29 protein-coding genes and 1 pseudogene are annotated in these 25,136 nt (G+C 35.3%); 23 read left to right on the top strand and 7 right to left on the bottom strand.

Annotation, left to right across the window (positions count from 1 at the left end):
• Positions 1-602: 602 nt before the first annotated feature.
• Positions 603-803 (bottom strand): annotated as a pseudogene (locus GGQ92_RS12840) (serine hydrolase); the annotation flags it as partial.
• Between the two features lie 259 nt (positions 804-1,062).
• On the opposite strand from GGQ92_RS12840, the gene GGQ92_RS12845 reads away from it, so the two are divergent.
• From GGQ92_RS12845 to GGQ92_RS12865, 5 genes are all read left to right on the top strand, one after another.
• A complete protein-coding gene (locus tag GGQ92_RS12845) occupies positions 1,063-1,731 on the top strand; it encodes a response regulator transcription factor (protein ID WP_184249586.1) in 669 nt (222 codons plus the stop codon).
• Positions 1,728-3,089, top strand: a complete 1,362-nt coding sequence (locus GGQ92_RS12850; RefSeq protein ID WP_184249588.1) for a sensor histidine kinase — start codon at positions 1,728-1,730, stop codon at positions 3,087-3,089. The genes GGQ92_RS12845 and GGQ92_RS12850 overlap by 4 nt, the downstream gene beginning before the upstream one ends.
• Before the next feature lie 115 nt (positions 3,090-3,204).
• Positions 3,205-4,116: an ABC transporter ATP-binding protein gene (locus GGQ92_RS12855; RefSeq protein ID WP_184249590.1), complete on the top strand. Its 912-nt coding sequence runs from the start codon at positions 3,205-3,207 to the stop codon at positions 4,114-4,116.
• The gene (locus tag GGQ92_RS12860; protein ID WP_184249592.1) at positions 4,109-4,819 is read left to right on the top strand and encodes an ABC transporter permease; all 711 of its coding nucleotides are present in this window, start codon (positions 4,109-4,111) and stop codon (positions 4,817-4,819) included. Before GGQ92_RS12855 ends, GGQ92_RS12860 begins: the two co-directional genes overlap by 8 nt.
• Positions 4,820-5,548, top strand: coding sequence for an ABC transporter permease (locus GGQ92_RS12865; protein WP_184249595.1), 729 nt, complete (start codon positions 4,820-4,822; stop codon positions 5,546-5,548).
• Between the two features lie 83 nt (positions 5,549-5,631).
• Here GGQ92_RS12865 and GGQ92_RS12870 read toward each other — a convergent pair whose 3' ends face one another.
• From GGQ92_RS12870 to GGQ92_RS12880, 3 genes are all read right to left on the bottom strand, one after another.
• Positions 5,632-6,123 carry a pyridoxamine 5'-phosphate oxidase family protein gene (locus GGQ92_RS12870; RefSeq protein WP_184249598.1) on the bottom strand — a complete coding sequence of 164 codons (492 nt, stop codon included), beginning with the start codon at positions 6,121-6,123 and terminating at the stop codon, positions 5,632-5,634.
• A 319-nt stretch (positions 6,124-6,442) separates the two neighbouring features.
• On the bottom strand, positions 6,443-6,538 hold the full coding sequence (locus GGQ92_RS12875; RefSeq protein ID WP_184249601.1) for a YjcZ family sporulation protein: 96 nt from the start codon (positions 6,536-6,538) through the stop codon (positions 6,443-6,445).
• A 117-nt stretch (positions 6,539-6,655) separates the two neighbouring features.
• Positions 6,656-7,156 (bottom strand): hypothetical protein, encoded by a 501-nt coding sequence (locus GGQ92_RS12880; RefSeq protein ID WP_184249604.1) that lies wholly within the window; start codon positions 7,154-7,156, stop codon positions 6,656-6,658.
• A gap of 280 nt (positions 7,157-7,436) precedes the next feature.
• Here GGQ92_RS12880 and GGQ92_RS16750 point away from each other — a divergent pair, with 280 nt between their 5' ends.
• The 3 genes from GGQ92_RS16750 (at position 7,437) to GGQ92_RS12895 (ending at position 9,807) form a co-directional block, all read left to right on the top strand.
• Positions 7,437-8,729, top strand: coding sequence for a globin-coupled sensor protein (locus tag GGQ92_RS16750; RefSeq protein ID WP_184249607.1), 1,293 nt, complete (start codon positions 7,437-7,439; stop codon positions 8,727-8,729).
• Positions 8,730-8,828: 99 nt separating this feature from the next.
• A complete protein-coding gene (locus GGQ92_RS12890) occupies positions 8,829-9,341 on the top strand; it encodes a DNA-deoxyinosine glycosylase (protein WP_184249610.1) in 513 nt (170 codons plus the stop codon).
• Between the two features lie 10 nt (positions 9,342-9,351).
• Positions 9,352-9,807 (top strand): GNAT family N-acetyltransferase, encoded by a 456-nt coding sequence (locus GGQ92_RS12895; protein WP_184249613.1) that lies wholly within the window; start codon positions 9,352-9,354, stop codon positions 9,805-9,807.
• Positions 9,808-9,835: 28 nt separating this feature from the next.
• On the opposite strand, the gene GGQ92_RS12900 is transcribed toward GGQ92_RS12895, so the two are convergent.
• Positions 9,836-10,291 (bottom strand): GNAT family N-acetyltransferase, encoded by a 456-nt coding sequence (locus GGQ92_RS12900; protein ID WP_184249616.1) that lies wholly within the window; start codon positions 10,289-10,291, stop codon positions 9,836-9,838.
• A gap of 677 nt (positions 10,292-10,968) precedes the next feature.
• Here GGQ92_RS12900 and GGQ92_RS12905 point away from each other — a divergent pair.
• From GGQ92_RS12905 to GGQ92_RS12925, 5 genes are all read left to right on the top strand, one after another.
• Positions 10,969-11,286 (top strand): PadR family transcriptional regulator, encoded by a 318-nt coding sequence (locus tag GGQ92_RS12905; protein ID WP_184249619.1) that lies wholly within the window; start codon positions 10,969-10,971, stop codon positions 11,284-11,286.
• Complete coding sequence (locus GGQ92_RS12910) at positions 11,283-11,996, top strand: DUF2812 domain-containing protein (protein ID WP_184249622.1); 714 nt, start codon at positions 11,283-11,285, stop codon at positions 11,994-11,996. The genes GGQ92_RS12905 and GGQ92_RS12910 overlap by 4 nt, the downstream gene beginning before the upstream one ends.
• A 339-nt stretch (positions 11,997-12,335) precedes the next feature.
• Positions 12,336-12,692 carry a nuclear transport factor 2 family protein gene (locus GGQ92_RS12915; RefSeq protein WP_246384438.1) on the top strand — a complete coding sequence of 119 codons (357 nt, stop codon included), beginning with the start codon at positions 12,336-12,338 and terminating at the stop codon, positions 12,690-12,692.
• 18 nt (positions 12,693-12,710) lie between these two features.
• Entirely contained in the window at positions 12,711-13,301 is a 591-nt protein-coding gene (locus tag GGQ92_RS12920; protein ID WP_184249625.1) for a lysophospholipid acyltransferase family protein, read from the top strand.
• Between the two features lie 171 nt (positions 13,302-13,472).
• A complete protein-coding gene (locus GGQ92_RS12925) occupies positions 13,473-13,874 on the top strand; it encodes a histidine phosphatase family protein (protein WP_184249628.1) in 402 nt (133 codons plus the stop codon).
• 37 nt (positions 13,875-13,911) lie between these two features.
• Here the strand turns inward: GGQ92_RS12925 and GGQ92_RS12930 are convergent, their stop codons facing one another.
• Positions 13,912-14,319, bottom strand: coding sequence for a YugN family protein (locus tag GGQ92_RS12930; protein ID WP_184249631.1), 408 nt, complete (start codon positions 14,317-14,319; stop codon positions 13,912-13,914).
• 167 nt (positions 14,320-14,486) lie between these two features.
• Between GGQ92_RS12930 and GGQ92_RS12935 the strand changes: the two genes are divergently transcribed.
• Complete coding sequence (locus GGQ92_RS12935; protein ID WP_184249634.1) at positions 14,487-14,807, top strand: DUF378 domain-containing protein; 321 nt, start codon at positions 14,487-14,489, stop codon at positions 14,805-14,807.
• A gap of 83 nt (positions 14,808-14,890) precedes the next feature.
• Positions 14,891-15,313: a pyridoxamine 5'-phosphate oxidase family protein gene (locus GGQ92_RS12940; protein WP_184249637.1), complete on the top strand. Its 423-nt coding sequence runs from the start codon at positions 14,891-14,893 to the stop codon at positions 15,311-15,313.
• 47 nt (positions 15,314-15,360) lie between these two features.
• On the opposite strand, the gene GGQ92_RS12945 is transcribed toward GGQ92_RS12940, so the two are convergent.
• Positions 15,361-16,014, bottom strand: coding sequence for a YczE/YyaS/YitT family protein (locus GGQ92_RS12945; RefSeq protein WP_184249640.1), 654 nt, complete (start codon positions 16,012-16,014; stop codon positions 15,361-15,363).
• Positions 16,015-16,233: 219 nt separating this feature from the next.
• Here GGQ92_RS12945 and GGQ92_RS12950 point away from each other — a divergent pair, with 219 nt between their 5' ends.
• From GGQ92_RS12950 to GGQ92_RS12985, 8 genes are all read left to right on the top strand, one after another.
• Positions 16,234-17,565 carry a sodium/glutamate symporter gene (locus GGQ92_RS12950; protein WP_184249643.1) on the top strand — a complete coding sequence of 444 codons (1,332 nt, stop codon included), beginning with the start codon at positions 16,234-16,236 and terminating at the stop codon, positions 17,563-17,565.
• A gap of 155 nt (positions 17,566-17,720) precedes the next feature.
• Entirely contained in the window at positions 17,721-18,314 is a 594-nt protein-coding gene (locus GGQ92_RS12955; RefSeq protein WP_184249646.1) for a TetR/AcrR family transcriptional regulator, read from the top strand.
• A gap of 4 nt (positions 18,315-18,318) precedes the next feature.
• The gene (locus GGQ92_RS12960) at positions 18,319-19,674 is read left to right on the top strand and encodes an MATE family efflux transporter (protein WP_184249649.1); all 1,356 of its coding nucleotides are present in this window, start codon (positions 18,319-18,321) and stop codon (positions 19,672-19,674) included.
• Between the two features lie 17 nt (positions 19,675-19,691).
• Complete coding sequence (locus GGQ92_RS12965) at positions 19,692-20,249, top strand: sugar O-acetyltransferase (protein WP_184249652.1); 558 nt, start codon at positions 19,692-19,694, stop codon at positions 20,247-20,249.
• Positions 20,250-20,488: 239 nt separating this feature from the next.
• Positions 20,489-21,577 (top strand): multiple monosaccharide ABC transporter substrate-binding protein, encoded by a 1,089-nt coding sequence (gene chvE, locus GGQ92_RS12970; RefSeq protein ID WP_343068830.1) that lies wholly within the window; start codon positions 20,489-20,491, stop codon positions 21,575-21,577.
• A gap of 67 nt (positions 21,578-21,644) precedes the next feature.
• The gene (gene mmsA, locus GGQ92_RS12975; protein ID WP_184249655.1) at positions 21,645-23,198 is read left to right on the top strand and encodes a multiple monosaccharide ABC transporter ATP-binding protein; all 1,554 of its coding nucleotides are present in this window, start codon (positions 21,645-21,647) and stop codon (positions 23,196-23,198) included.
• Positions 23,182-24,339 (top strand): multiple monosaccharide ABC transporter permease, encoded by a 1,158-nt coding sequence (gene mmsB, locus GGQ92_RS12980; RefSeq protein ID WP_184249658.1) that lies wholly within the window; start codon positions 23,182-23,184, stop codon positions 24,337-24,339. Before mmsA ends, mmsB begins: the two co-directional genes overlap by 17 nt.
• A 111-nt stretch (positions 24,340-24,450) precedes the next feature.
• Positions 24,451-25,095, top strand: coding sequence for a hypothetical protein (locus tag GGQ92_RS12985; RefSeq protein WP_184249661.1), 645 nt, complete (start codon positions 24,451-24,453; stop codon positions 25,093-25,095).
• Positions 25,096-25,136: the final 41 nt, after the last annotated feature.

The following is a 25,136-nucleotide window of genomic DNA, read 5'->3' on the forward strand; positions in this document are numbered from 1 at the left end:
CTCCATGTCAAGCCTTCACATATATATTCAAATCAGCTTCAAAGCACTATCTGAAAAATTAACTTTCATGTGTCCAAAATATTGACGTAGATCCACTAGTTAGCAATTCATCACGTTTATTCATTTCTTGTTTTTAAAAAATAGATTGTTTATTAATTATACATCATATATCTAAATTCCGTCTTATTTCTAATTTATGTCTTTCTTTTTGTGGCGTTTAACCAAGATGGTCATACCAGGACTTGGAATTTCCAGCTTGGATAATCAATTTCTTGCTAAAGTCTGGACGTTTAAACATATCAATTTGTACTTCATTATTTCTTGACAACTCTTCCGCATCTTTAGCAAAATAACAGCAGATAGGGATTAGGTATTGAACATTCTATGTAAATGGAATATAATGGCGTAATATTTAATTTTAGGTCAGGTGGGTAATATGAAGCAGAAAGATGCTGTTAAGGCCATTTCACTTAGTTTAATGAAGAATAAACTTGTAAAGGCATTCTTCTCAGAAATCAAGAAAGCAAATATTCATCATTAATCAATTATCGTCTAATAAATTCACTGTAGAGCGTTAAGTGTAATCTCTGCAACTTCTTCAATCAGCGCATCATCATACTCGGATCCTCTTTATCGTAGCGCGACATTATTGCAAGAATAATCGGTTCTCTATTCGGCGGCCAAACAACTGCAACATCATTTCTTGTTCCGTAACTTGCAGCTCCATTTTTATCACCAACGATCCAGTTTTTAGGTGCACCCGCACGAATTAGCGTATCTCCTGTAGCATTACCTTGTAGCCAATCGTTGAACAATTCACGTTTATCCTCGAAAAGTTCTTCATAGATGACCCTAAGGACTATTATTTGTGTTAGACATAGAGCTGGAGAAATGTGATATTATCAAAATACTGGGAGTACATTAACTTGTCAGGAAGATCACAAAATAGCTGAGCAATTACTCTTAGCTGATATTGATGGAAACCTTGCGAACATTAAATGAAAGCATATCCGAGTAATAACAATAATATGGAAAAATTTTACCTGTCTATGGAGGAATACAATGATTAATATATTATATATAGAAGATGAAGAGGATATTGGAAGCTGGGTGACAAATGATTTAAGGAAAAGGGGATATGATGTAACATGGCTAAAAGATGGTGAGCATCTTGAAAGATATACAACAAATATCGATATAGCTATTTTAGATGTTATGCTACCTGGATTGGACGGTTTTTCTATCGGAAAACGAATAAAAAAGGAAATTACCGATATACCAATTTTAATGCTTACAGCACGAACTGCAGTAGAAGATAAGCTTGAAGGACTTGGGTTTGCTGATGATTACTTAACAAAGCCATTTCACCCAGAAGAACTTGCAGCACGTATAGAAGTGCTATTAAGAAGGTTTCAAAAGAATGACAAAATATTAGAGCTTAAGCATTTGAAAGTACACATGAAAGATTTAAGAATAATTGATAAAAATACAAATGAAGAAATTTTGTTAACGGGTAAGCAATACTATTTATTTCAATACTTCATCCGTCACTTAAATCAAATCTTAACAAAGGAACAGCTTTACGAAGGAGTTTGGGGAGAAACCTATATGGAAGGTGATAAGACATTAATGGTACATATACGGTATTTACGAGAGAAACTAGAAGAAAACCCATCGAAACCTTCAATTATTGAAACTATCCGCGGAATCGGATATCGGGTGAAGGTATGAAGAAATTTTTTCAATCGTTACTGGCTAAGTATATGCTCATCATATTTATGGCTCTATTTCTTATTCAAATTTCGTTTCTAGTTATTGGTCTGTTTGTCTTAGGATTAGCTGAAAATATAGAAGATTCAAAAGATAATAGTAGAGACTATGGTGTAATAGAGGAAAAATGGCATACTGAAGCTGCACAGATAGAGGATGCTTCAATAGACCAAATTAAGCAGCATTTTGAAAAATGGAAACATGAATATTCAGAAGCATCCATGTTTTGGGTAAATGAAAGTGGTATTTTAACTGAGGCATTAGATGTTACGGAGGAAATTCCTACTGAATGGACTTCTGCTTTTACAGCGAAATTTATTAAGGATCGTTACGGAGGAGAACCTTTTACTGTAATAGCATTTGTAGGTAATGAAGAAAAAGATGGTTTTATTGTCTTGGAACTCCCTAGAGAAGTTTTCCAACCGCCAATACAAAAGCTGTATGATCGTTATGGAAATCTCCTATCAATAGGTATACTTTTAATCATATCACTATTCATTATCGTTTCTTTCTTATTCTTCTGGCAGATTAGAAAACGATTACTATCCTTACAAGATGCGATGACAACTAGAGATGTAGTTGGAATGCCAACTCAAATAAAGGTCAAAAAAAATGATGAAATTGGTCAACTAGAGCAAACATTTAATGAAATGGTAAAGGAACTAAGGGAGAGTAAGCATAGAGAACAAGAGGAGGAGCAGCTGCGTAAAGAGTTAATCGCTAATCTTTCACATGATTTACGTACCCCTTTAACTAAAATACGATCTCAAACGTATTCATTAGGAAGAGAAGTGTTAACCACAGGGGGGAAACAGAGCTTAAAATCTATAGAAAACTCAGTAGTCGATATGGACAGACTGATAGAAAACTTGATGTCTTACACGTTATTAATGGCTAGTAAGTATAAATATGAGCTTAAAGAAATAGATGTGGTTCGTTATATTCGTGAATGTTTGGCTTCCTGGTATCCTGCTTTTGAAAGAGAAGGCTTTGAAATAGAGATTTATTTAAAGTCATTTAGTAGTAATCAGTGGAGGATTGACCCATTTTGGTTAAGCCGAATCATCGACAATTTATTACAAAATATACTTCGCCACGCTAGGTCTGGAAAATATGTTGCTGTAAAAACAGAGTCAACAAGTCAATATGATGCAATTGTCATTATGGACCGGGGAAAAGGGATGCAATATAAATCTAGTAAAAAAGGAGCAGGAGTTGGCCTATCCATTGTTGATATGATGGTGCAAGAGATGGATTTGGTTTGGGAGATAGATTCAGGTAAAAATGGAACAACCATTAAAATAAAGAAATTCAAGTAACGTGTATCTGAAGGTTTCCATTTCTTTCAGATACACGTTTTTTAAACAAAGTTTAAACTTCTCACATACTTCATTTTAACCTTCTCCTTCTAAAATAAATAGAGAGGTGAAAAGAATGGAGTATATCTTAGAGACAAAAGAGTTAACAAAGCGTTTTGGTAAGGAAGAGGCAGTTAGTAAATTAGACATGAAAATTAAAAAAGGAGAAATATATGGTTTCTTAGGTCCAAATGGTGCAGGTAAGACAACCACAATACGGATTTTGTTAGGATTGATGAAACCGACGTCAGGTTCTATTCGAATTTTTCAAGAAAACTTGGATACAGAACGAATCAGCATCTTGAAAAGGGTTGGTTCACTTGTAGAAAATCCTTCCTATTATCCACATTTAACAGCATATGAAAATTTGGAAGCATCCAGAAAAATTTTAGAGGTACCGAAAGCAAGGATTCAAGAAGTCTTAAATATTGTAGGTTTATCTGATGTGACCAATAAAAAAGTGAAGGGTTTTTCTCTTGGAATGAAGCAACGTTTAGGAATTGCAAATTCACTAATGAACAACCCGGAATTACTGATTTTGGATGAGCCAACAAATGGGCTAGATCCATCAGGTATTATAGAAATCCGAAATTTGATTAATCGTTTAGCTAATGAGGCCGGAATCACAATCCTCATTTCCAGTCATTTGCTGTCTGAGGTTGACCAATTAGCAACAACTGTTGGCATTATCAATAAAGGAAAATTGATTTTTCAGGATTCTATTGATGTCATGCGGAGATACGCACAGCAAAGTATCTCCATTAAGGTGAATGATAGCGAAAAGGCTAGGAATATGCTGTTTTCCAATGGAATAAAAACAAATTATGAAAACGGTAGAATTTTACTGCCTGAGCTGGCTGATATGGAGATAGCAGAAGCTATTCGAATCCTCGTTGAATCAGGCGTCTCTATATACCGTGTGGAAGAGGAGAAAAGATCACTGGAAGAAATCTTTCTTCAAATGACGAGGGAGGAAGAGGATGATTAAAAATCTATTATGTGCTGATTTTCTAAAAATTAAGCGAAAAGGCTTCTGGTTTTTGACTTTTCTCGGACCTTTTGGTGTGGTTGCACTTCAAATGGTTAATTATGGGGTGCGGAAGGATTATTTGCTTCAGCAAAGTAATGATGAGTGGGGATATTACATACTGAACGTCAGTACTTTTACCCCACTTGCGCTTGTGTTGGGAGTTGTAATTTTAACTTCATTTATGACTAGCGTAGAAAATGAAACCAATGCGTGGAAACAATTAATTGCCTTTCCAGTTACAAAAATAAGTGTATATTTATCAAAGTTAACCGTGCTTGCATTACTGTTATTTATATCTTCATTTCTATTGATGTTGTTCACCCTTGGATTTGGTATGATACTAGAATTGCAAGGACAAATTCCATATGGAAAATTATTAAAACATAGTTTCTATCCATACTTCGCAGTAACACCAGTACTTGCATTACAACTATGGATTGCGATAGTAAGCAAGAATCAAGGAGTTCCCATAGCAGTAGGTGTATTAGGAGTGATTCTTACCTATTCCGCTTATTTATTGCCGGATTGGATGATTTGGAAATGGCCTTCCTTAATAAATGAATGGGATGAGCCACTTATTAATGTATTGTTAGGTGTTGGAGTAGGTAGTTTACTGTATATTATCGGAATGTTTGATTTTGTTAGAAGGGATGTTAAATAGATGCTATCCATACTTTCATCTGAATGGTTTAAATTACGAAAATCCGGCATTATATTTATAATTACAGCGGGACCGCTTGTAGGGTTAATAATTGGTTTGCTACCAAGCTTTCCAAACGAGATAGAGATTAATCAGTGGTATATGTTAGTTCTAGGTATAAATTTGACGTATGCTTTACTCTTCTTACCATTAATTACAGGTGTATTGGCAAGTGTGATTTGTCGATATGAGCACCAGGCAGGTGGTTGGAAGCAATTATTATCATTACCTGTAACCAGATGGAGAGTATTTACAGCGAAGTACATGGTATTGATATTCCTTGTGTTGATTATGCAACTATTATATCTAAGTTCCATTTATGGAGTAGGAATGATAAAGGGATTTACTGATCCATTTCCAATTAATATCGTATGGAAGAGCATACTTGGCGGATGGATAGCAACACTTCCATTAGTTGCCCTTCAATTGGGATTATCTATATTTTTTAAGAGCTTTGCTGCTCCGTTTGCAGTTAACGTAGTATTTACCTTGCCAACAATATTAGTAGTAAATTCAGAACATTTTGGACCATATTATCCATGGGCCCAACCTTTTTCTATGATGAATATCGGTGGAGGTACAGATAATGTGTTTTTTGTACCTTGGGATCAATTATTAATAGTTGTAGGGGGTAGCTTTATTATCTTTTTCTTTGGTTCCTTACAGTATTTCTATAGAAAACCAATTTAAAGACCTATCGTGAGTCAATTATGAAACTACCTATATACTGAATCATAATAAAGGATTGTCCCAAAACGGACAATCCTTTATAGTTAATTTCTATCCAATTCCACTGTTTCATTGATATCTGTGGAATCTGTTTCTTGACCAGTCATTCGCTTGTACATGAATGCAACTTTCTTAGTGAAATTACCAGTCTCCCAATATTCTGCGGCCTCGGCTTTTACTTTTATCAGGATAAGGGTTGGATCATCATAAGTTGTATCCATGACTTTTTCGTATGCTTTACTCCATAACTCTTTTTTCTTATTTATATCTTCTACAATCTCTGCTCTCCCTCTAACAGAAACATAGGATTTTCCAGCATATGCAACATTCACATCTTTATCATGTAAAATCTCTCTATACTTATTCGTCTCTCTCTTTGTGAAAAACCATAAATCACCATCGAACTCAACTTCTTGTGTTTTCATTGGGCGTGAAATGAGCCCTTCATCTGTAGCTGTAGTCAACATAGCGGTATCGACATCTTTAATTAACTTTCTTAAAGTGTCTATCTCTTCTTGTTTAATTGTGTTAGCCATTTCTATCACCTCTTTTGTTGTTATGGAAGTATACTACCCTTTATTAAAGAATTTAATCATTGTCCCTCTACAAAACTAGATTGAAAAGAGTGATGGAGTGCTATACATTGAACGCAAAAATGACTCCCTCTGGATTACAGAGAGAGTCGATATACCGTTCATTACTTTTAATTAAAAGTAGAGGAGATAATTAGGCTTTATACAGTGAGGCAGTAAAAGCATAAAAGGAAGAAAAGGGCAAAAACGGCTCATGCTATCACACTGAGCTTAAGAGAGGAGAGAACCAATTCCAACAGCTAAAAAGTAACTTATTAGATTATTAAGATAAATAAGACGCGCCTACAATAATTAATAGAATAAACAATACAACAATAAGCGCGAAGCTACCATTGTTGCTTCCACAATAGTCAGACATAAGGTGACACCTCCTCTGTTTTTATTACTACTATCATATGCTGGAACAATTATAGTGATTAAGGCTGTTACATTAGGGCAAGAGTATGATTTTATAAAACAGCTTATTTTTGAAATTTTAACGATATGTCGTTTGTCTACATAAGACAATTATTTTATAAGGAGAAGTCTGTGCAGGGATACTGTGTGTAGTAGGCCCATAAATCACTACGAGATCGCGATTTGCAGGACTTCTATTGAATGGAAGCCCATTAGTTAACTCAATGGTAGTATTAGGGGAAATATTTAGTTGAAGTTGTTGGTCGCTACTAATTAATTGATTATTAAAATAATCTACTTTCACATGTTGATCTTGTACTTCTTTCACCAAAACAATTGCTTGGTACTGTGGTGGGTAAATCAGGATGACAGGTAAATCACCATCATAATAGCCTGTTACCATGTCTCCTATTGATACTTGATCGATCAAATATGTCGAAGGAGAAACTGAAAAATTCACAACCTCCCCATGACGATTTACTACTGTAAATAATTGATTACAACCTTCATCCTCATTTTCACCTAAATACATATCATGAATCTCGGTAACTACCCCAGAAAAGGAAAGAAAATTTGTCACGAACGAACCTCCTATGCTCAAAAAATAACTTCATTATAATAATAGGCAAATGTAAGGAATTTGGTTCCGCATAATTTAAAATTTAATTCAAACCGATTAGTAAGTCATAGGAACTATCAAGTTTTTTAGATAAATTACTTTTTATAATCAATTTTGATAAATTTTCCTATTTGTATTGATTAAATGGGAAATTTACCATAAACTTTATGTATAACATGTTAGGATACCTAGGACTTTTAACATGTAGCAAGATATAGAGGCTGAATAGGAGGACTGTTATATGCTATTTGTAAAAACGAAAGAAAAAAACGATACATTCAATATATATAACGGTGTAGGAAAAATAAATATAGATCGTGGTAGTAACATAGAGAAACAAATTCAAATGATTAGTCTCACGGAGGAAGATTTAAAAGTAATTAATAGCATTCAGCCATTAATTTTAGAGCGGATTGATTATATTGTTGGAAGGTTTTATAAAAATTTAGAGACGGAATCTTCTTTAGTACATATTATTAACCAAAATAGTTCAATCGATCGGTTAAAAAACACACTGGAAGTTCATATAGTGGAGATGTTTAGTGGAGTAATTGACAACGACTTCATAGATAGAAGAAGCAAAATTGCACATATTCATGTGAAAATAGGTCTTGAAACGAAATGGTATATGTGTGCATTCCAAGATTTACTTTTAGCTATGATCGATATTATACAACAAAATCTCACTTCTAAAGAGGATTGCTTGGTTGCAATTCAAGCTGTATCTAAAATTTTAAATTTAGAACAACAGTTAGTATTAGAGGCATATGACAAAGAGTCAGAAAGAATAAAATTGCAAGGAGAAGAAAAGAAGAGATCTGTTCAAGCTAAAGTGAATAGTGAAGCAGAAAATTTAGCTTCTATTTCCGAAGAAACAAATGGCACTTTTCAGCATTTAATCGTACAGTCAAAAGAAATAGTGACTACGTCAAAAAGTGGCACAAAATTATCACTTAACGCAGGTGAGCTAGCACAACAAGGTAAAGAACAAATAAATAGACAAACAAAACATATGACGATGATTGATGCATCGATGGAAAATATATTATCTGATGTACAAGGACTACTTAAGATAACAAGTCAGATGCAAGATATAGTAGAAATAGTTACGGGCATAGCAGATCAAACGAATCTATTATCGTTGAATGCGGCGATTGAAGCAGCAAGAGCTGGAGAGTATGGTCAGGGATTTAGTGTGGTAGCCAGTGAAGTAAGAAAGCTTTCCGAACAAACAAAGGAATCTGTTTATAACGTTTCCTCACTCATCCAAAATTCACAAAATAAAGTGGAATTATTGACGGAATCACTCAGTCAGGTACGCGAAGATGTGAAAAAAGAAAATGAAAGTATGGAAAACACTGAACAAGGATTTGAAGAAATTTTAAACAAACTTTCTGAGACAATGCAACAAAATGATAAAATAGAAAAAGAAATGGAAGCATTTAATACTGTTATAGAGGAGCTAGGAAAGTCCTTTAAGGAAGTAACGTTGTTAGCCGATAATCTGACAGAGATTATTCAAGAAATGGATTAAGAAGTAATCGGGACAGGGAATAATGTAATATAGTCAGGATTCTAAGGATTCGATCAGCTAACTTTTATATAACGCGTTTGCTAAAGAGGAGGAAGGTCGATGAGTAAAGAGAAAAAATATTCCCTAGCTCCTATTATAGGCGCAGATGCAAAAGTATTAATATTAGGTTCTATGCCGGGTGAAGTATCTCTCCGAACACAACAATATTATCATAATAGAAGGAACCACTTTTGGAAAATAATCTTCACCATACTTAATGAACAATACACAGATGATTATGAAACTCGAAAAGCTATTGTAAAGAAACATAAAATTGCGCTATGGGATGTTATAAAAGAGTGTGAAAGAGTTGGGAGTCTCGATTCGAAAATAAAAAATGAGATACCTAATGATTTTGAAAATCTCCTTTCTAAACATCCAACTATTAAATTAATCGTTCTTAATGGTACGAAGGCTTATAGTGTATTCAAAAAATACGCTGCTAACAAGGTGAATCCTGAGATAGAAGTAGTAAAACTCCCATCCACTAGTCCAACGCCGGGGAGAAATGTAAAATCGTATGAGGAAAAATTACGTGATTGGAGTCTTATAAAAACCTATCTCAATGATTAAGGAGTTATATATGCAAATTAGAAAATTAAAGAATCAAGAAAAGCCACCTACAGAACTCTTACTATTGGCTGATCCCTCTCTAAAGTTAGTAAATGAGTATGTGCAGAGAGGTGAAAATTTTGTAGCGGAGGTTAGTGGCGAGATCGTAGGAGTCTATGTATTACTTCCTACACGGCCAAACACGATTGAAATCGTCAATATTGCTGTGTCTGAGCACGAGCAAGGAAAAGGGATAGGAAAACAATTAATTTTAGATGCCATCAATCAATCGAAAAAGATGGGTTATAAAACAATAGATATTGGAACAGGGAATTCAAGTGTTGGACAGTTAGCTTTATACCAAAAATGTGGTTTTAGAATTTCTGGTATTGATCATGATTTCTTTGTAAGACATTATGAAGATACGATTATAGAAAACGGTATCTGGTGTAGAGATATGATTAGGTTATACCAAGATTTAGATTAATAGGTTTGTAAATTATTAGAGTTAGCCATTAAAGTTTCATTTTCAAGCCTTCATGGGTAGCACTAAAGCCTAGTCGTTTATAAAAACGTAATGCATCATCTCTTGCTTTGTCTGTAGTTAATTGAATTAAGTGACAACCACGTTCTCTTGCACGCTGAATCGCCCATTGGATGAGTTCTGTGCCTATTCCTTTCCCCCGTATTGAGGAAGAGGTTCGAACTCCCTCGATGGTCGCTCTCCATCCGCCTTGATACGTGATATAAGGGGTAAACGTTATTTGTTGCACACCAATCACTTCATCACCGTTGCATGCAACGATTAATTCATTATTCGGGTCAGATGAAATAGCATGAAAAGCCTTTTTATAACTGTTAGGTAGAGGTTGTTCATAGCGTTCACGTTTACTTCCTAACACATCATCTGCCAGCATGGCGACAATGCTATCTAAATCCTTCTCAGTAGCCACTCTTATTTCAATTTTCATTTATTCTACCTCCAAAGTTTAGATTTATAAATTATCACTTGTCTGTTAATAAAAGTACCTCTCATTAAAATTCAATAAGTGCTATTTTTTTCATTTTGTTGCCATTTGATGTAGTTATAAAGCACTTCAATGGAAAATAAGAGTAAAAATAATAACCCTAAAAAAACGTATGTGATTGTACTCCATTCCGTATATAAATATATTATAATGACAGCGACAATTGCGACAGGGAGGGTAGTGAAGCTCCTAATCATCCTTCTCCTATAAGATAATTTGTAATAGATTAAATTAAATCCTTTATCGACCTTCTTCTTTTTTCTAAAAAATCGCAATAAAATTACTTCAATAAGAACAAAAGTCAAGACCACTAATATAACGAATAGAATCATTTAATTCTCCTCTCCATTTAATATTTCTCAGTATATCTAACGTACGACTTAACCATCATTTAATTAGGTAAAATATGTAATTTTTATGTTTTAAGTATAACAGAAATATATAGGAAGTTAAGTAATAATTTATAAATTTGCTGTATATAAGATTGGGTTCTAATAATCCAATCTTTTTTATTGTATCATTTTATGATATACCTATTGACTGATATATCATAAGATGATATATTGCTTTTAGATATATATCACTTTATGACATATGTAATGAAGAAAGATGGTGAGAATTTGACTAAGACGGAACAATTAACGGATAGCATGTTTTATATTATGGCTGCTTTAACAGAGCCGAGACATGGATACGCAATAATGAACCTTATAGAAGAAACCTCTGAAGGAGTAATTAAGATTGGTCCTGCTTCTATGTATACAATCATTAAAAAATTACTAAAACAAGAATGGATCTATTTGTATGACGGGTCGGATTCGAGACGGAAAACCTATTTGCTCACTGGTAAGGGAAAGGAAGTTTTAGAACAGGATTTGAAAATAAGAAACAAAATGATCGATCTAGCAATGAAAGGATTAAAGGAGAGTGGAAAATGAGTCGTATGAAATATATTATGTCAGGCGGGTTAGCTTTCTCTGAAAATAAAGATATGGAGAAATTACGAAAATATTCATTGAAAGGTTGGCATGTACGAGAATTCAAATTTATGGGATATCTCTTGGAAAAGGATGAAAGTAAAGATTATATTTACAACATTGATTATCGCTTACTTGAAGAGAATGAAAAGGAAGAATATTTCAATGTATTTACCACTTCAGGTTGGTTTCATGTAGCATCAGAAGGCGATGTACATTTATTTCGGGCGAAGCCTGGAACACGACCTATATATACCGACAATGATACAACCATTGAAAAGTATGAAAACTCAAGCAATCTATTAAATAAATCAAGTCTCCCCCTCATTTTACTGACGATAGTTGCTTGGATTGGTTCAGCGTTAAGTACGGCAGCTTTACACACTACGCTTGAAGTAATTGCCATTGTTTTAACGATCATTGCAGTTCCAGCAGCTTTTACACTCTTGGCAGCTTATCGTAATAAATGGAAGGTAGAGGGGAAAAGAGGATTGGTTACTTTAACTAGATTAGTACCATATCTCTTCATACTTGCTGGTGTCATCGCATTACTATCGATTTTTGGGTCAAATCTCACGGTTAAAATTATTACATCCGCCCTCATTGGAGGAGTTGGATTACCATTGGCTATATGGTTGATTACATCTGTTTATTATAAAGTAAAAGCCTAAGTAACAAGGAGAGGGACGAAGCGTTCTTCTCCTTTCTTTTGAATGTGCAAAAGTTAATTTATAGTCGTTCATTTTTACTTACAAAGGTGAACATTTAAGGATATTCAGGTAAATAAATGATAAATGGAGGTTACTATAAAATAAAAGAATAAGCCAGCTAAAAAAATTAGAACAGCTAAGAAAACTAGAATATTTCTCTTCAATTTAAACACACTCCCACCGAGTTAGTTATTTGTAATAACTAAAACTATTACCATATTATAACATCCAAAGCGAAATAATATAATCGTTTTTATGGTAAAATGGATTTACATTTTGGAGGAAAGTGGGGAGATATTATTGGAAGAGATAGATAAGCTAATGCTTACTTTAAAAAAGTTGGAGGAAAGTCACTTAACGCCAGAAGTACGGAGTTCGAGTTTAGAATTAGATAGATTATTAGCGGATAATTTTTTTGAGTTTGGGAGCTCGGGTACTATTTATTGGAAAGCTGATTGTATAGTTGACGAGGGAGTCGAAGTTAGACAAATGTCTTTATATGATTTTAATGTTCACCCTCTTTCTCCTGATGTTGTGCTTACGACATATCGAGTGGAGGATACAACAAGACAACAATCAACTTTAAGAAGCAGCATTTGGAAATATATTGACGGAAGATGGCAAATGTTTTTTCATCAAGGAACGATAAAAAAATAAAAAAAGGAGAAGCGCACTATGTATAAATTTGGAAGGTCCGTCATCCATATATTTCTCAGTATTTTTGGTGGAGGTGTTCGTGCAGTAAATCGGAATCGAATTCCATCCAATCTCACGGGTTATGTTGTTGTATGTACTCACCGTACTTGGATAGATGTACTCGCATTAGGGATAGCCATGAAACCTACTCCTTTATACTATATGGCAAAGAAGGAACTTTTTAAATCACATGTGACGAAGAGGTTTTTTACATCTTTGAATGCTTTTCCAGTAGATCGCGAGAATCCAGGTCCTAGTGCATTGAAGATTCCTCATAAGTTATTGAAAGAAGGAAAAGTTGTCGGGATCTTTCCGAGTGGTACAAGATCAAGTGAAGAAACGGGATTGAAAAAAGGTGCGTTTGTGATTGCGAAACGTTCAGGTGTGCCTATTATACCAGCAGTCTATCGAGGTCCGACTTCCTTAAAGGGAATCTTTAAAAGGGAGAAAATCATTGTCAATTTTGGTCATCCTGTAGATTTAGAAAATTACCAAATGAAGGATGCAAACTATGTCTTGCAAACGATTCAAGATAGATTTCATGATTTAGAAATGGAAATAGATAAATAGTCGGTGAGTTTTCAATTATCCATAAATAGAACCCAATACACTAGGTAATGGGTTCATGTAGACAATTTTATTTTCTAGATTTTAACTGCTGCTCTGCTTTATAGCATTCGAATAATTCGAGTCGCAATTAAAATAACGAATACGATACCTAACCAAGTTAATCCAGTTGGTATGAATTTTTCGAATGAGGTAAACCATATTAAGGTTCCAATTATAGAAATGCCAGAATTTCAAGAGAGAGGTTATGGCGATGCAGAAGGCTTAACACCAAAGGAGCGTCTCACATTATTTCCCGATGGGGTTTATCCAAATCAAGAGGATAGATTATCTTTAACGAAAAGGGTCGTAGAAGGTTTAAAAGAAATAAACATACGATTCCATGATAAAAAAGTGTTGTTGGTCGCTCATGGTGCTGTTATTAATGCTATATTATATGAGTTATCTGATGGTGAGGTTGGGTCGGGAAAAACAAGCCTGATCAATGCTTGTATAAGCAATATTGAATTTAGGCAACAGGCATGGGCTATTATAAACTTTAACCAAGTAAACCATCTTTCCTCGTATGGGGGATAGAGTTAATAGATGCATTGCCTTTGACTGATAAATATCCCTAAAGTAATTGTGCGACCCGTTCAACTTGTTGCTCTCCAGCTTCTGCCCATCTACTCTTATCCACGATGTTTGCATCTTTATCAAGAGGTTTTTGAAATTGATTTAGACCTGTTGCGGTTAGTAATGAATTTTCATCCCAATCTAATCCAAAGTTCACAATATGTTTAATGACATACGGTTGCCCAAATTCAATATAGGCACTTCGCTGATCAAGCTCCCCTTGTACGACAAAAAATGGAACTCTTATGTATATGGATTCAGGGCCATCACGATGCAAAAGGCTATCGAATTTACCCTGATCATAATCAAAATTATGGCAAAAGAAAAATCCGTGAGATTTAAATAGTCTCCATGCATCACCAAAATTAGCTCTTTTTCCTTCAATCGCTGTCTGCAATTTTAACATACATATCAACTCCTCGTTGGTTAGTATGTACTTTTTTTCTGCGGAAAATACCTACTTTCCATATTTCTCTTTATAACACTATTTTTACGTGAAACAACTATTTCCATACATAAGTTTACGTATTTCGACAGAAAATATAGCAAATCTTATAAGGAGGTGTAAGCATAGTGGGTACGATAAAGCGTATTGCGCTAGTCTTGTTAATAATTGGAGGTATCAACTGGGGACTAATAGGTCTTTTTCAGTTTGATCTAGTTGCTTCCATTTTTGGTGGTCAGGATTCCGGTTTAGCACGTATCATCTATAGCCTTGTTGGACTAAGCAGTTTAATATGTATTCCAATACTGTTTGACCGATTAGGTGAATCCGATGAAGCGACGACGAATCAAAGGATTCGTTCAGATAACGTGAATTATGGTGTTGAGTTCGGGGAAGATATCGATGATGATTTTGAGCTATCGAATCGTGATTCAGACCGTAAGGAATAACCTTAAGTTTTAAAAATATTCCCCTAGCCTAAAAATATAGGCGGGGGATTTATTATACTTTTCTAAAGAAGGAGGTGTTGGATGTGAACCAATCTGAGATTAGAGCAAATATCGAGAAAATTCTTGAAGGAAGTCACATCGGGACAATGGCCACAGTGAAAAGCAATAAGCCTCACTCTCGCTATATGACTTTCTTTAACAGAGAATTAACATTGTTTACACCGACAGCTAAGGATACGGACAAAATTGAAGAGATAGAAGGAAATCCATATACCCACATCATAATTGGTTATGAGGGCGATGGGTTTGGTGATGAATATATTGAATACGAGGGTAAAGTCCGTTTCAATCATTCTGAAGAACTGAAAAAGAAGCTTTGGAATGATGATATGAAAATATATTTTGAAGGGCCAACAGACCCTAACTATACACTGCTCGAAATACATCCAATAAATATTCGTTTAATGAACAAAAAGGGCGAACCACCTAAAGAGTTAGAAATTTAATAGATAAGCTGTCTTCACCACGACGAAGACGGCTTAGATAAAATATTTTATTCGGTAAGCCAATGGATAAGGTGCTTTTGATAACGTCTAATTAGCCAACCGAGTATTCTTCCTACAAAGTAAGCAGCTAGCAAGGTACCAATTCCAACTGCTCCAAATGACTGAAGAAAGATAATACATATTAAAGCTGCGATGATAACACTTAATAAGTCGCTCGTAATTTTGGCTTTACTAAGTACAATGTTAAACTTTTCACCAATTACATGCGTTAACTCGTCGTACGGCATCAGTGTTAATTTCGCACTAAAATAACCGAGTAACCCAATTGAAATAACAAATAAACTAATTATTAAATATAACCACTGTATTACTAAAGTGTCTGCAGGCGGTAAAAAACGCACCAAAAACAAGGTCATATCTACAAAAGAGCCAAATAGGATGGCTATAATTAATTGTATTACTGACTCTCGTAAGTTAAATCGTTTATTCAAGATGACTTGTACTACAATAAATAGCAAGTTTGCCACGATTGTCATCATACCAACGGATAAGCCTGAGGTAAGTGCCATTGCATAGGCTAAAGATGATACAGGAGACACACCGAGATCTGCTAGGATAGAAATACTTACACCCAATGAAAGGAAAAATAAACCAACAAGATATAATGTTATTCTTTTAATGATACTCCGATGATGTTTCATACTATTCTCTCCTCAATGATGCACAACCCCTATTTTATCATGAACACCATCAATTTAACCGAGAATTTGTTCTCGCTGTTCATGACTGAGAGCTTACCATTCAAAAATAAAATAGTAATAGTTAAGAATCATACGCCCAATCTTGAGCAAGCTATATGAGGAGAATCATCTAAGAAATGGGAATTACTTAATATTCTCATAATGCTTAGGAGGATATGTATGGAGTTTTCGCCGTGGTTGTTGTTTAATGATATCGGTTGGATATCAGTCCTATTAATTGTAGGGACAATTATTCGAGCAAAAGTTCGATTTGTCCAAAGTATGTTTCTTCCTGCAAGTATTATCGCTGGGATACTAGCTCTAATGGCAGGACCAAATGGTATAGGACTCATTCCATTTTCTGACCAAATGGGGACATATCCTAGTATATTAATTGCGATTATTTTTGGCAGCTTACCACTTGTATCACCAAAGGTAGATTGGCATGCGATTAAGACGAGAGTAGGTAGTATGTGGTCATATTCACAACTTGTTATGGTGTTAATGTGGGGGATGGGACTATTATTTGCTTTTCTATTTATTAATCCGTTCTGGACGGATATACATAACGGCTTTGGTTTATTATTGGCGTCAGGATTTATTGGTGGACATGGAACAGCTGCTGCAATAGGCGCTACATTTGAACAAAATGGATGGCCGGAAGCTACTTCATTGGCGATGACTTCTGCTACGATAGGGATTATTAGTTCTATTTTAATCGGAATACTTTTGATAAAAAGAGGATCAGCTAAAGGACAAACGTCGCTTCTTGCTTCTTTTCAAGAGTTGCCAGATGAATTGAGAACAGGATTAATCCCTCCAGAGTCGAGGACAAAGTCGGAAACAGATACCGTTTCATCTATCTCGATAGATCCCTATATTTTTCACTTTGCGCTAGTAACCATTATCGCGATGTGTGGCTATTACTTAAGTAAATTAGGTACTGTATTAATTCCGTCAGTTGTTATTCCAGTGTTCTCGTTAGCTTTCCTTGCAGGTTTATTAGTGAAGCAATTGTTAAACATTACGAACACAGCTAAATATGTAAGCAAAGATGTAGTCGATCGAATAAGTGGTAGTGCTACAGATGTTCTTGTCGCTTTTGGAATTGGCTCAATTAGTATTTCAGCTGTTATCGACTATGCATTACCATTAATCATGCTGTTCGTTTTCGGTTTGATTTACGCTTATCTTTTCTTTAGCGTGTTATCTAGAAAGTTCTTTCCACAATATTGGTTTGAAAGAGGCATATTTACGTGGGGTTGGACAACAGGAACTGTTGCTATGGGTATTGCTTTATTAAGAATTGTGGACTCAAAATCTGAGAGCAAAACGTTAGATGATTATGCGCTTGCCTATATACCGATTGCGCCAGTGGAAATTTTATTAGTAACCTTTGCTCCACTATTTGTTCTAAATCAACATGGTTGGTCGTTTATTTTATTAACGTTAGCTACCTCTATAGTTATTATAGGAATGGCACTAAAAAACGGTTGGCTACGGCTGAAATGATTATAACTCTATAAGTAAGAATAGAAAGACATCTTGCCAATGTAATTGGAAGGTGTCTATTTCGCGTAGGAAATTATACTAGTAAATTGACTCCTGATAATTGGGGTGGTACAATCACCTTACGAACGGTCGTTAGTCCGTTAAGGAGGATGATTATGTCAGCGAATAAAATAAAAATAGCCGCCATGTCCTTATTTGCAAACTACGGATATGAGGGAACGTCATTAGCTCATATTGCAAGTAAAGTAGGGATAAAAAAACAATCCATCTATTCTCATTTTGATGGGAAGGATGATCTATTTATACAAGTATTGAATGATGCATTACAACAAGAGTTATCACATCTGCATGATGTGTTAATGAAAGAAGATACACAATCATTCAATGAAACGTTACATCTTTTGATCCAAGATATTATAGATAGATTTTCGAATGATAAGAACATGAAATTCTGGCTACGGATGTCCTTCTATCCTCCGATGCATTTATTAGAGGAAGTAAATAAGGCTGTATATTTTTATGAAGATGAACAACTATCTTTATTGGAACCGATATTTCGTAAGGCAATCCATGAAAACAAACTGAAGAAAAGAGAGCCAGAACAGCTCGTCATTGCATTTATAGCATTAATGAATGCCATTATGATGGAGCTAGTTTATGGGGGGGAAAAGCGTGCTCAACAAGTAGCTACACCGTCCATGGAAATTTTTTTAGATGGAATTTCTATAGCCTCTAAAGGAGAAGAGTAGCGAGATGACAACGAATCAGAACAATCTATTAGATAGAGAATCCGTTGGTCGTGTATTTATGAGGTATCTCATACCATCGTTAGTAGGTATGATGATTATGGCATTAAATATAGTGGTCGATGGAATAATGGTCGGCAATCGACTAGGTGAGGTAGCGTTGGCGGGAGTTGGTATCGCCTCTCCTGTCTATACGATTCTTGTGGCTATGTCATTATGGATAGGAATAGGTGGTGCCACTTTATATTCTCAAGCTAGAGGAGCAGGTGATACAAAACATGCGCAGTATATTTTTACGCATTCGATTATTCTAATTGGATTATTTACGCTTGTGATTAGTCTACTCGCGTTTATATTAAAAGATCCGCTTACGTATTGGTTAGGCGCTAATGATGAGACGTTTCCTTATGCGAATGATTATTTAAGGATTATGCTTTTGTTTGGGTTTATTTTAACGGTAGAGAATGCTTTAAGTACGTTCATCCGAAATGATCAAAATCCAAATTTAGCTATGATGTCGCTAGTTGTAACTGCGGTAGCAAATATATTAATTAACTATTATATATTATACGTCTTAGAGCTCGGAGTAGCAGAAGTTGCTTTTGGAACGATTCTTTCCGCTGCATTAGGGGTACTAGTTTTAGCTACTCATTTTTTTACGAAAAAGAATACGTTGCGCTTTCTGAAAATACGTTTTTCCCGAACAATCTTTAAACAAACAATGGGAATTGGATTTCCAAGCTTCTTATCCGAACTCGGGATATCTGTTTTTACAGTCGCTTATAATGTTACTCTAGCGAGGTTACTAGGAACGGCTGGTGTAGCAGCCTTTTCTATTTTGAATTATATTCATAGTGTAATGCTAATGATATTTTTAGGGATGGGAGCAGCTGTTCAACCGCTAGTTAGCTATTATTTTGGTGCTAAATCTCAAGATCGTATTAAGCAAACAATGAAACTTGCTCTCATAGTTGCAACAGGATCGGGAATATTGGCATTTTTAGTTGGTCAGATAGCAACAAGACAAATTGTAAGTATTTTTGGTGACTTCCCACAAGAGGTAGTAGATATAGCTTTAATAGGTATCCGTTTGTTTTTTATTGCGTATATTTTCATGGGTGTCAATTTTGTCATGATGAGCTATTTCCAATCTATTGCCCAAATAAGAATGGCTACTTGGATTACTGCTTCAAGAGAAATTATTTTTATGATGATCTTTATTTTGGTACTGCCACTAATCTTTGGGATTCATAGTGTATGGTTATCAGTCCCGTTAGCGGAGCTTGTAGTAATGATTACCATCATTGTCTATATTCGAAAGAAAACAACTTTGTTTCAATCTAGTAAAATTAAAAATGAATGATAGAGAGAAGGAAAATAATGAGAACAGAAAAAGAAAAAATGTTAAACGGAGAAATGTACAATCCGGAAGATCCTGTTTTACTTAAGGAAAGAGAAGAAGCAAGAAAATTGGTTCGTCTATTCAATCAAACAACTGAAACCGAAATTGAGAAAAGAACGGAGATATTAAAAGCTTTGCTTGGTTCTACGGGTGAAACAATCTTTATGGAACCTAATATTCGTTTCGACTATGGTTGTAACACGTATGTGGGAGAGAACTTCTTTGCTAACTTTGATTGCACGATATTAGATGTTAGTGAAGTGCGTATAGGTGATAATTGTATGATGGCGCCTGGGGTTCACATCTATACAGCAACTCACCCGATTGATCCTGTTGAACGGAACTCAGGTAGGGAATATGCAAATCCGGTAACGATAGGTGATAATGTTTGGCTTGGTGGCCGATCCATTATTAACCCTGGTGTTACGATAGGTGATAACGTTGTTGTAGCATCGGGGGCTGTTGTAACGAAGGATGTACCAGATAACGTTGTAGTGGGTGGTAACCCAGCGAGAATACTTAAAGAAATTAAATAAACGATAAAACGTCAGCTAAATAGGTTGGCGTTTTTTTGTTTTTAGCCACGAACGTATCATTTCTTACATAAGTAAAAAGTTCTTATATTCCTCTTCTATAACCTCATTTGCGAGCATATATTTTTTCATAGGGACAAGTATACCAATACCTCATCTAATAGGTGGCTCTTACTATAGTGATTGAATTGGTTTTTCTAAATTATTATCGGTATTAGGGAAAAAATCAGGAGGGATAAAAAGTGCGAAAAATCATGTCATTAGGTGTTTTTATTGTTGTTTTGCTTGTATTAACTGCTTGTGGTGGAGCTGACGGATCTTCTAATAATAGTGATAACAGTGATACGTTAATCGGTATTTCGATGCCGGAAAAAACGTTACAACGTTGGGTTGATGATGGAAACAATATGGTAGAAAAATTTGAAGAGCTAGGCTATGAGACAGATATTCAATATGCAGAAAACGATGTAGACAAGCAAGTAGAGCAAATTGAAAACATGATTGTAAAAGGTGCGGATGTTTTAGTTGTAGCAGCCATTGACGGTACAGCACTAACAAATGTACTTGCCCAAGCAGAAGAACAAGGGGTAAAAATTATTGCATATGATCGTTTGATAATGGGAACTCCTGTAATCGATTATTACGCCACATTCGATAACTTCAGAGTTGGTGAACTTCAGGCTGGGTATATCGTAGATTCATTAAACCTAGAATCAGAAGCAGGGCCATTTAATATGGAAGTATTTGGTGGGTCGCCTGATGATAATAACGCGAATTTCTTCTGGGACGGAGCGATGAGTATTCTTCAGCCTTACATCGATGAAGGGAAGCTTGTTATCCAGAGTGGTCAGACAGAGTTTCAGCAAGCAGCAACTATGAAGTGGGATGGGAATGCCGCAAAGACACGAATGGAAAACATACTTAGCGAGGCATATGGAACAGGTGAAGTAGTCGATGCTGTTCTCGCACCTAATGATGGATTAGCACGAGGGATTATCCAAGCTTTAAAAGGAGTCGGATATGGTTCTGGTGACCAACCATTACCTGTAATTACAGGACAAGATGCAGAATTAGCATCTATGAAGGCAATTATTGCAGAAGAACAATCCATGACTGTTTTTAAAGATACACGTGATTTAGCAGCAGTGGCAGTAGATATGACAGAAGCTTTATTAAATGACGAAGAGGCAGAAGTGAATGATACAGAAACATATGATAACGGGGAGAAGGTTGTCCCATCTTATTTAGTGGAGCCAGTGGTAGTAGACTTAGAAAACTATGAAGAGAAAATTCTCGATAGTGGTTATTATACAGAAGAAGAGCTGCAATAGTTCTATGGGTTAGTAGCATTTGCTGCTAACCCTATATGTGAATGATTGATAATAAGGTGGTGAAGTAATGTCGGAGAATTATATTCTGGAAATGCAAAACATTACAAAAGAATTCCCAGGTGTTAAGGCATTGGATCATGTTAATTTTAAAGTGAAAAAAGGAGACATTCATTCGCTAGTCGGTGAGAATGGAGCTGGTAAATCTACCTTAATGAAAGTATTAAGTGGGGTTTATCCGTATGGGACCTATGATGGTCAAATTTTATTTAATGGGAAAGTGTCCGAATTCAAGGATATTAAGCAAAGTGAGGAATTAGGTATTGTTATTATTCACCAAGAATTAGCATTAAGTCCGTATCTTTCGATTGCGGAGAATATTTTTCTTGGAAATGAACGACAGTCTAAAAACATAATCAAATGGCGTCAAACCTATCAAGAAGCAGAGAAACTGTTAAAACGAGTTGGACTTACCGATTCACCAGAAACGATCGTTTCAGAGATAGGGGTAGGTAAACAGCAACTTGTCGAAATAGCTAAGGCTTTATCAAAAGATGTAAAACTATTAATTTTAGATGAGCCTACGGCAGCATTAAACGAGAATGATAGCGAGAATTTATTGAACTTGCTACTAGAATTGAAGAAACAGGGGATTTCCTCGATTCTTATCTCACATAAACTAAATGAAGTGACTCAGGTATCGGACTCAATCACAATTTTAAGAGATGGCCAGACGATTGAAACGTTGAATACATCCGAAACGGAGATTTCAGAAGACCGTATTATTAAAGGAATGGTAGGAAGAGAATTAACGAGTCGTTTTCCAGATAGAAACCCCAAAATTGGTGATATCGTCTTCGAAGTAAAGAACTGGAATGTTTACCACCCGCAACAGTCAGATCGCAAGATGATAGATAATGCTTCGCTATTCGTTAGAAAGGGAGAAATTGTTGGAATAGCAGGTCTAATGGGAGCGGGCCGGACAGAGCTAGCGATGAGTATATTTGGAAAATCTTACGGTAAAAAAATAACAGGCGAATTGTGGAAAGATGGACAGAGAGTTGAATTTAACACCGTAAGTGATGCGATTCAAGCAGGAGTAGTTTATGCCACGGAGGATAGAAAAACATATGGACTGAACCTGATTGATGACGTAAAGCACAATATTACCCTCGCTAATCTAAAAAGGATTACTTCTAGGAACGTCATTAGTAAAAATAAAGAAATAACAGCAGCGGATAAATCGAGAAAAGAATTTAATATTAAAACACCGTCTATTGATCAACTGGTAGGAAATTTAAGTGGTGGAAATCAACAGAAGGTTGTTTTAAGTAAATGGATTTTTACAGATCCTGATGTATTAATATTGGATGAGCCTACAAGAGGAATAGATGTTGGTGCTAAGTTTGAAATCTATACGCAAATTAATAAGTTAGCAGAGCAAGGATTAGCAGTTATTGTTATCTCCTCTGAACTACCTGAGGTCATAGGGTTATCCGATCGTATTTATACAATGAGTGAAGGTAAAATTACGCAGGAAGTAACGAAGGAGAATGCAACTCAAGAGACCTTAATGAAATATATGACGGCTAAAGGGATGGGTGAGAATGCAAACAATTTATAATTTATTCAGAGATAATATTAGACAATATGGGATGATTATTGCTCTTGTATTGATTACAGGTTTGTTTTGGATTTTAACAGATGGAATTAATTTTACTCCGTTGAATCTTACGAACTTAATATTGCAAAATGGTTTTATTCTTGTCTTAGCAGTTGGTATGGTGCTTGTCATTATAACAGGGAATATTGATCTGTCGGTTGGATCCGTTGTTGCTGTTATAGGAGCAATAGCAGGTGTATTAATTATTAATATGGGTGTCCCAGTTTGGATAGCGGTAATTTTATCTCTATTAGCTGGTGCCTTGATTGGAGTATGGCAGGGATTTTGGGTGGCATATGTAGGGGTTCCTTCCTTTATAGTTACCCTTGGAGGAATGTTAATTTTTAGAGGGCTCACTTTATGGCTATTAGATGGAAAATCACTAGCACCTTTTCCAGATTCATTTCAAAAAATTAGTGGTGGTTTTATTCCTAATATCGGTGGTGGAGACATTCATTTATTAACGATAGGATTAGCTATAATTCTATCTTTAGCTTTAGTCTGGATTGAATTCCGCAAACGTTCCCAGCAGCTTCAACATCAATTAGACGTATTGCCTCTATGGGTTTCATTACTAAAACTTGCGATTCTTATTAGTGTTATTAATTACTTTATGTATCAATTGGCTCTCAACAAAGGGCTGCCAACAGTATTAGTTATTGTCATTGGATTGATTATTATTTATACATTTATAATGAACAACACAGTAATGGGTAGGCATGTATATGCTACAGGTGGAAATAGAAAGGCTGCAGATTTATCTGGTATCAAGACGAAACGCGTCGTATTTTGGGTGTTCGTTAACAATGGACTTTTAGCGGCACTAGCAGGATTAATGTTTGCCGCACGATTGAATTCTGCGACACCTGCGGCTGGAAATATGTTAGAACTAGATGCCATTGCAGCTGTATTTATTGGTGGAGCATCCATGGCTGGTGGTGTAGGTACGGTTATTGGTGCTATTGTTGGTGGACTTGTAATGGGTGTAATGAACAATGGTATGTCGTTGATTGGTATAGGTATTGACTGGCAACAAACAATTAAAGGCTTTGTATTATTAGCAGCAGTTGCCTTTGATGTATATACAAAAAACAAGCGATAAAGTTTGGAAGCATGTTTCTTTAAGGGAGGCATGCTTTTTTATATAGAATAAAATAGTCTCTATCGTTATACTTATAATAAACTAATTTATATTGGGAATAGAGGAAAAAATATGAATGCTATCGTTGAATTTCAATGGGAGTTCTTTATTGCTATCGAAATCATCTCTTTTCTTAGTTTGCTAGTATTTGGAATTACACGTTATCTCCTCGGAAAACAGAAGCTTAGTTTACAATTCCTTTTGCTTTTTATTGTGTTATTAGTTGTAGAAGCAATTTTAGCAATCATTATTTATCAAGAAACAGGCGAAATATCCACGTTCCAAATCGTCATTACTATCTTTGTTCTTTACGCTTGTACATTCGGTATTGCAGATTTTAAGAAATTAGACCGTTGGATGCGACTGAAAATAGGTAATTTCCGAAAGGTAAACTTATTAACAGATAAAGATCGCGCTATTATGGATAAACAGAAAAATCCCGAGTATATTGCAAGAAAAAATCGAAACAGTTCCATGATTCACTTGGTTGTCTTTTTCGGTGTTCAGGCTCTTTTCTGGTGGCAAGGCACAAAAGACATCAGCCTTATGCTCGAATATTTATTCGATTTATCATGGATGGGTACAGAGAATATTGAAGAAACTCCGTATGCAAATGAAACTTTTTATCAAATATCTATCGTTTGGGCTATTGTTTTCGCAGTAGATTTTATCTATTCGTGGTCGTATACGATATTTCCAGAAAAAAAGAAGGCTTAAAAGGTATTGAGTTTAAAAGGAGAAAATATAGTTTAAGAGAG

Source organism: Gracilibacillus halotolerans (assembly GCF_014206945.1).
GTDB classification, from domain to species: domain Bacteria; phylum Bacillota; class Bacilli; order Bacillales; family Amphibacillaceae; genus Gracilibacillus; species Gracilibacillus halotolerans.

What these genes read in the sequence shown, in the direction of transcription:
- GGQ92_RS12845 (WP_184249586.1), top strand. Translation starts at nt 1,063, where the DNA reads ATGATTAATATATTATATATAGAAGATGAAGAGGATATTGGAAGCTGG.
- GGQ92_RS12850 (WP_184249588.1), top strand. Translation starts at nt 1,728, where the DNA reads ATGAAGAAATTTTTTCAATCGTTACTGGCTAAGTATATGCTCATCATA.
- GGQ92_RS12855 (WP_184249590.1), top strand. Translation starts at nt 3,205, where the DNA reads ATGGAGTATATCTTAGAGACAAAAGAGTTAACAAAGCGTTTTGGTAAG.
- GGQ92_RS12860 (WP_184249592.1), top strand. Translation starts at nt 4,109, where the DNA reads ATGATTAAAAATCTATTATGTGCTGATTTTCTAAAAATTAAGCGAAAA.
- GGQ92_RS12865 (WP_184249595.1), top strand. Translation starts at nt 4,820, where the DNA reads ATGCTATCCATACTTTCATCTGAATGGTTTAAATTACGAAAATCCGGC.
- GGQ92_RS12870 (WP_184249598.1), bottom strand. Translation starts at nt 6,123, where the DNA reads ATGGCTAACACAATTAAACAAGAAGAGATAGACACTTTAAGAAAGTTA.
- GGQ92_RS12875 (WP_184249601.1), bottom strand. Translation starts at nt 6,538, where the DNA reads ATGTCTGACTATTGTGGAAGCAACAATGGTAGCTTCGCGCTTATTGTT.
- GGQ92_RS16750 (WP_184249607.1), top strand. Translation starts at nt 7,437, where the DNA reads ATGCTATTTGTAAAAACGAAAGAAAAAAACGATACATTCAATATATAT.
- GGQ92_RS12890 (WP_184249610.1), top strand. Translation starts at nt 8,829, where the DNA reads ATGAGTAAAGAGAAAAAATATTCCCTAGCTCCTATTATAGGCGCAGAT.
- GGQ92_RS12895 (WP_184249613.1), top strand. Translation starts at nt 9,352, where the DNA reads ATGCAAATTAGAAAATTAAAGAATCAAGAAAAGCCACCTACAGAACTC.
- GGQ92_RS12900 (WP_184249616.1), bottom strand. Translation starts at nt 10,291, where the DNA reads ATGAAAATTGAAATAAGAGTGGCTACTGAGAAGGATTTAGATAGCATT.
- GGQ92_RS12910 (WP_184249622.1), top strand. Translation starts at nt 11,283, where the DNA reads ATGAGTCGTATGAAATATATTATGTCAGGCGGGTTAGCTTTCTCTGAA.
- GGQ92_RS12920 (WP_184249625.1), top strand. Translation starts at nt 12,711, where the DNA reads ATGTATAAATTTGGAAGGTCCGTCATCCATATATTTCTCAGTATTTTT.
- GGQ92_RS12925 (WP_184249628.1), top strand. Translation starts at nt 13,473, where the DNA reads ATGAATTTTTCGAATGAGGTAAACCATATTAAGGTTCCAATTATAGAA.
- GGQ92_RS12930 (WP_184249631.1), bottom strand. Translation starts at nt 14,319, where the DNA reads ATGTTAAAATTGCAGACAGCGATTGAAGGAAAAAGAGCTAATTTTGGT.
- GGQ92_RS12945 (WP_184249640.1), bottom strand. Translation starts at nt 16,014, where the DNA reads ATGAAACATCATCGGAGTATCATTAAAAGAATAACATTATATCTTGTT.
- GGQ92_RS12950 (WP_184249643.1), top strand. Translation starts at nt 16,234, where the DNA reads ATGGAGTTTTCGCCGTGGTTGTTGTTTAATGATATCGGTTGGATATCA.
- GGQ92_RS12955 (WP_184249646.1), top strand. Translation starts at nt 17,721, where the DNA reads ATGTCAGCGAATAAAATAAAAATAGCCGCCATGTCCTTATTTGCAAAC.
- GGQ92_RS12960 (WP_184249649.1), top strand. Translation starts at nt 18,319, where the DNA reads ATGACAACGAATCAGAACAATCTATTAGATAGAGAATCCGTTGGTCGT.
- GGQ92_RS12965 (WP_184249652.1), top strand. Translation starts at nt 19,692, where the DNA reads ATGAGAACAGAAAAAGAAAAAATGTTAAACGGAGAAATGTACAATCCG.
- mmsA (WP_184249655.1), top strand. Translation starts at nt 21,645, where the DNA reads ATGTCGGAGAATTATATTCTGGAAATGCAAAACATTACAAAAGAATTC.
- mmsB (WP_184249658.1), top strand. Translation starts at nt 23,182, where the DNA reads ATGCAAACAATTTATAATTTATTCAGAGATAATATTAGACAATATGGG.
- GGQ92_RS12985 (WP_184249661.1), top strand. Translation starts at nt 24,451, where the DNA reads ATGAATGCTATCGTTGAATTTCAATGGGAGTTCTTTATTGCTATCGAA.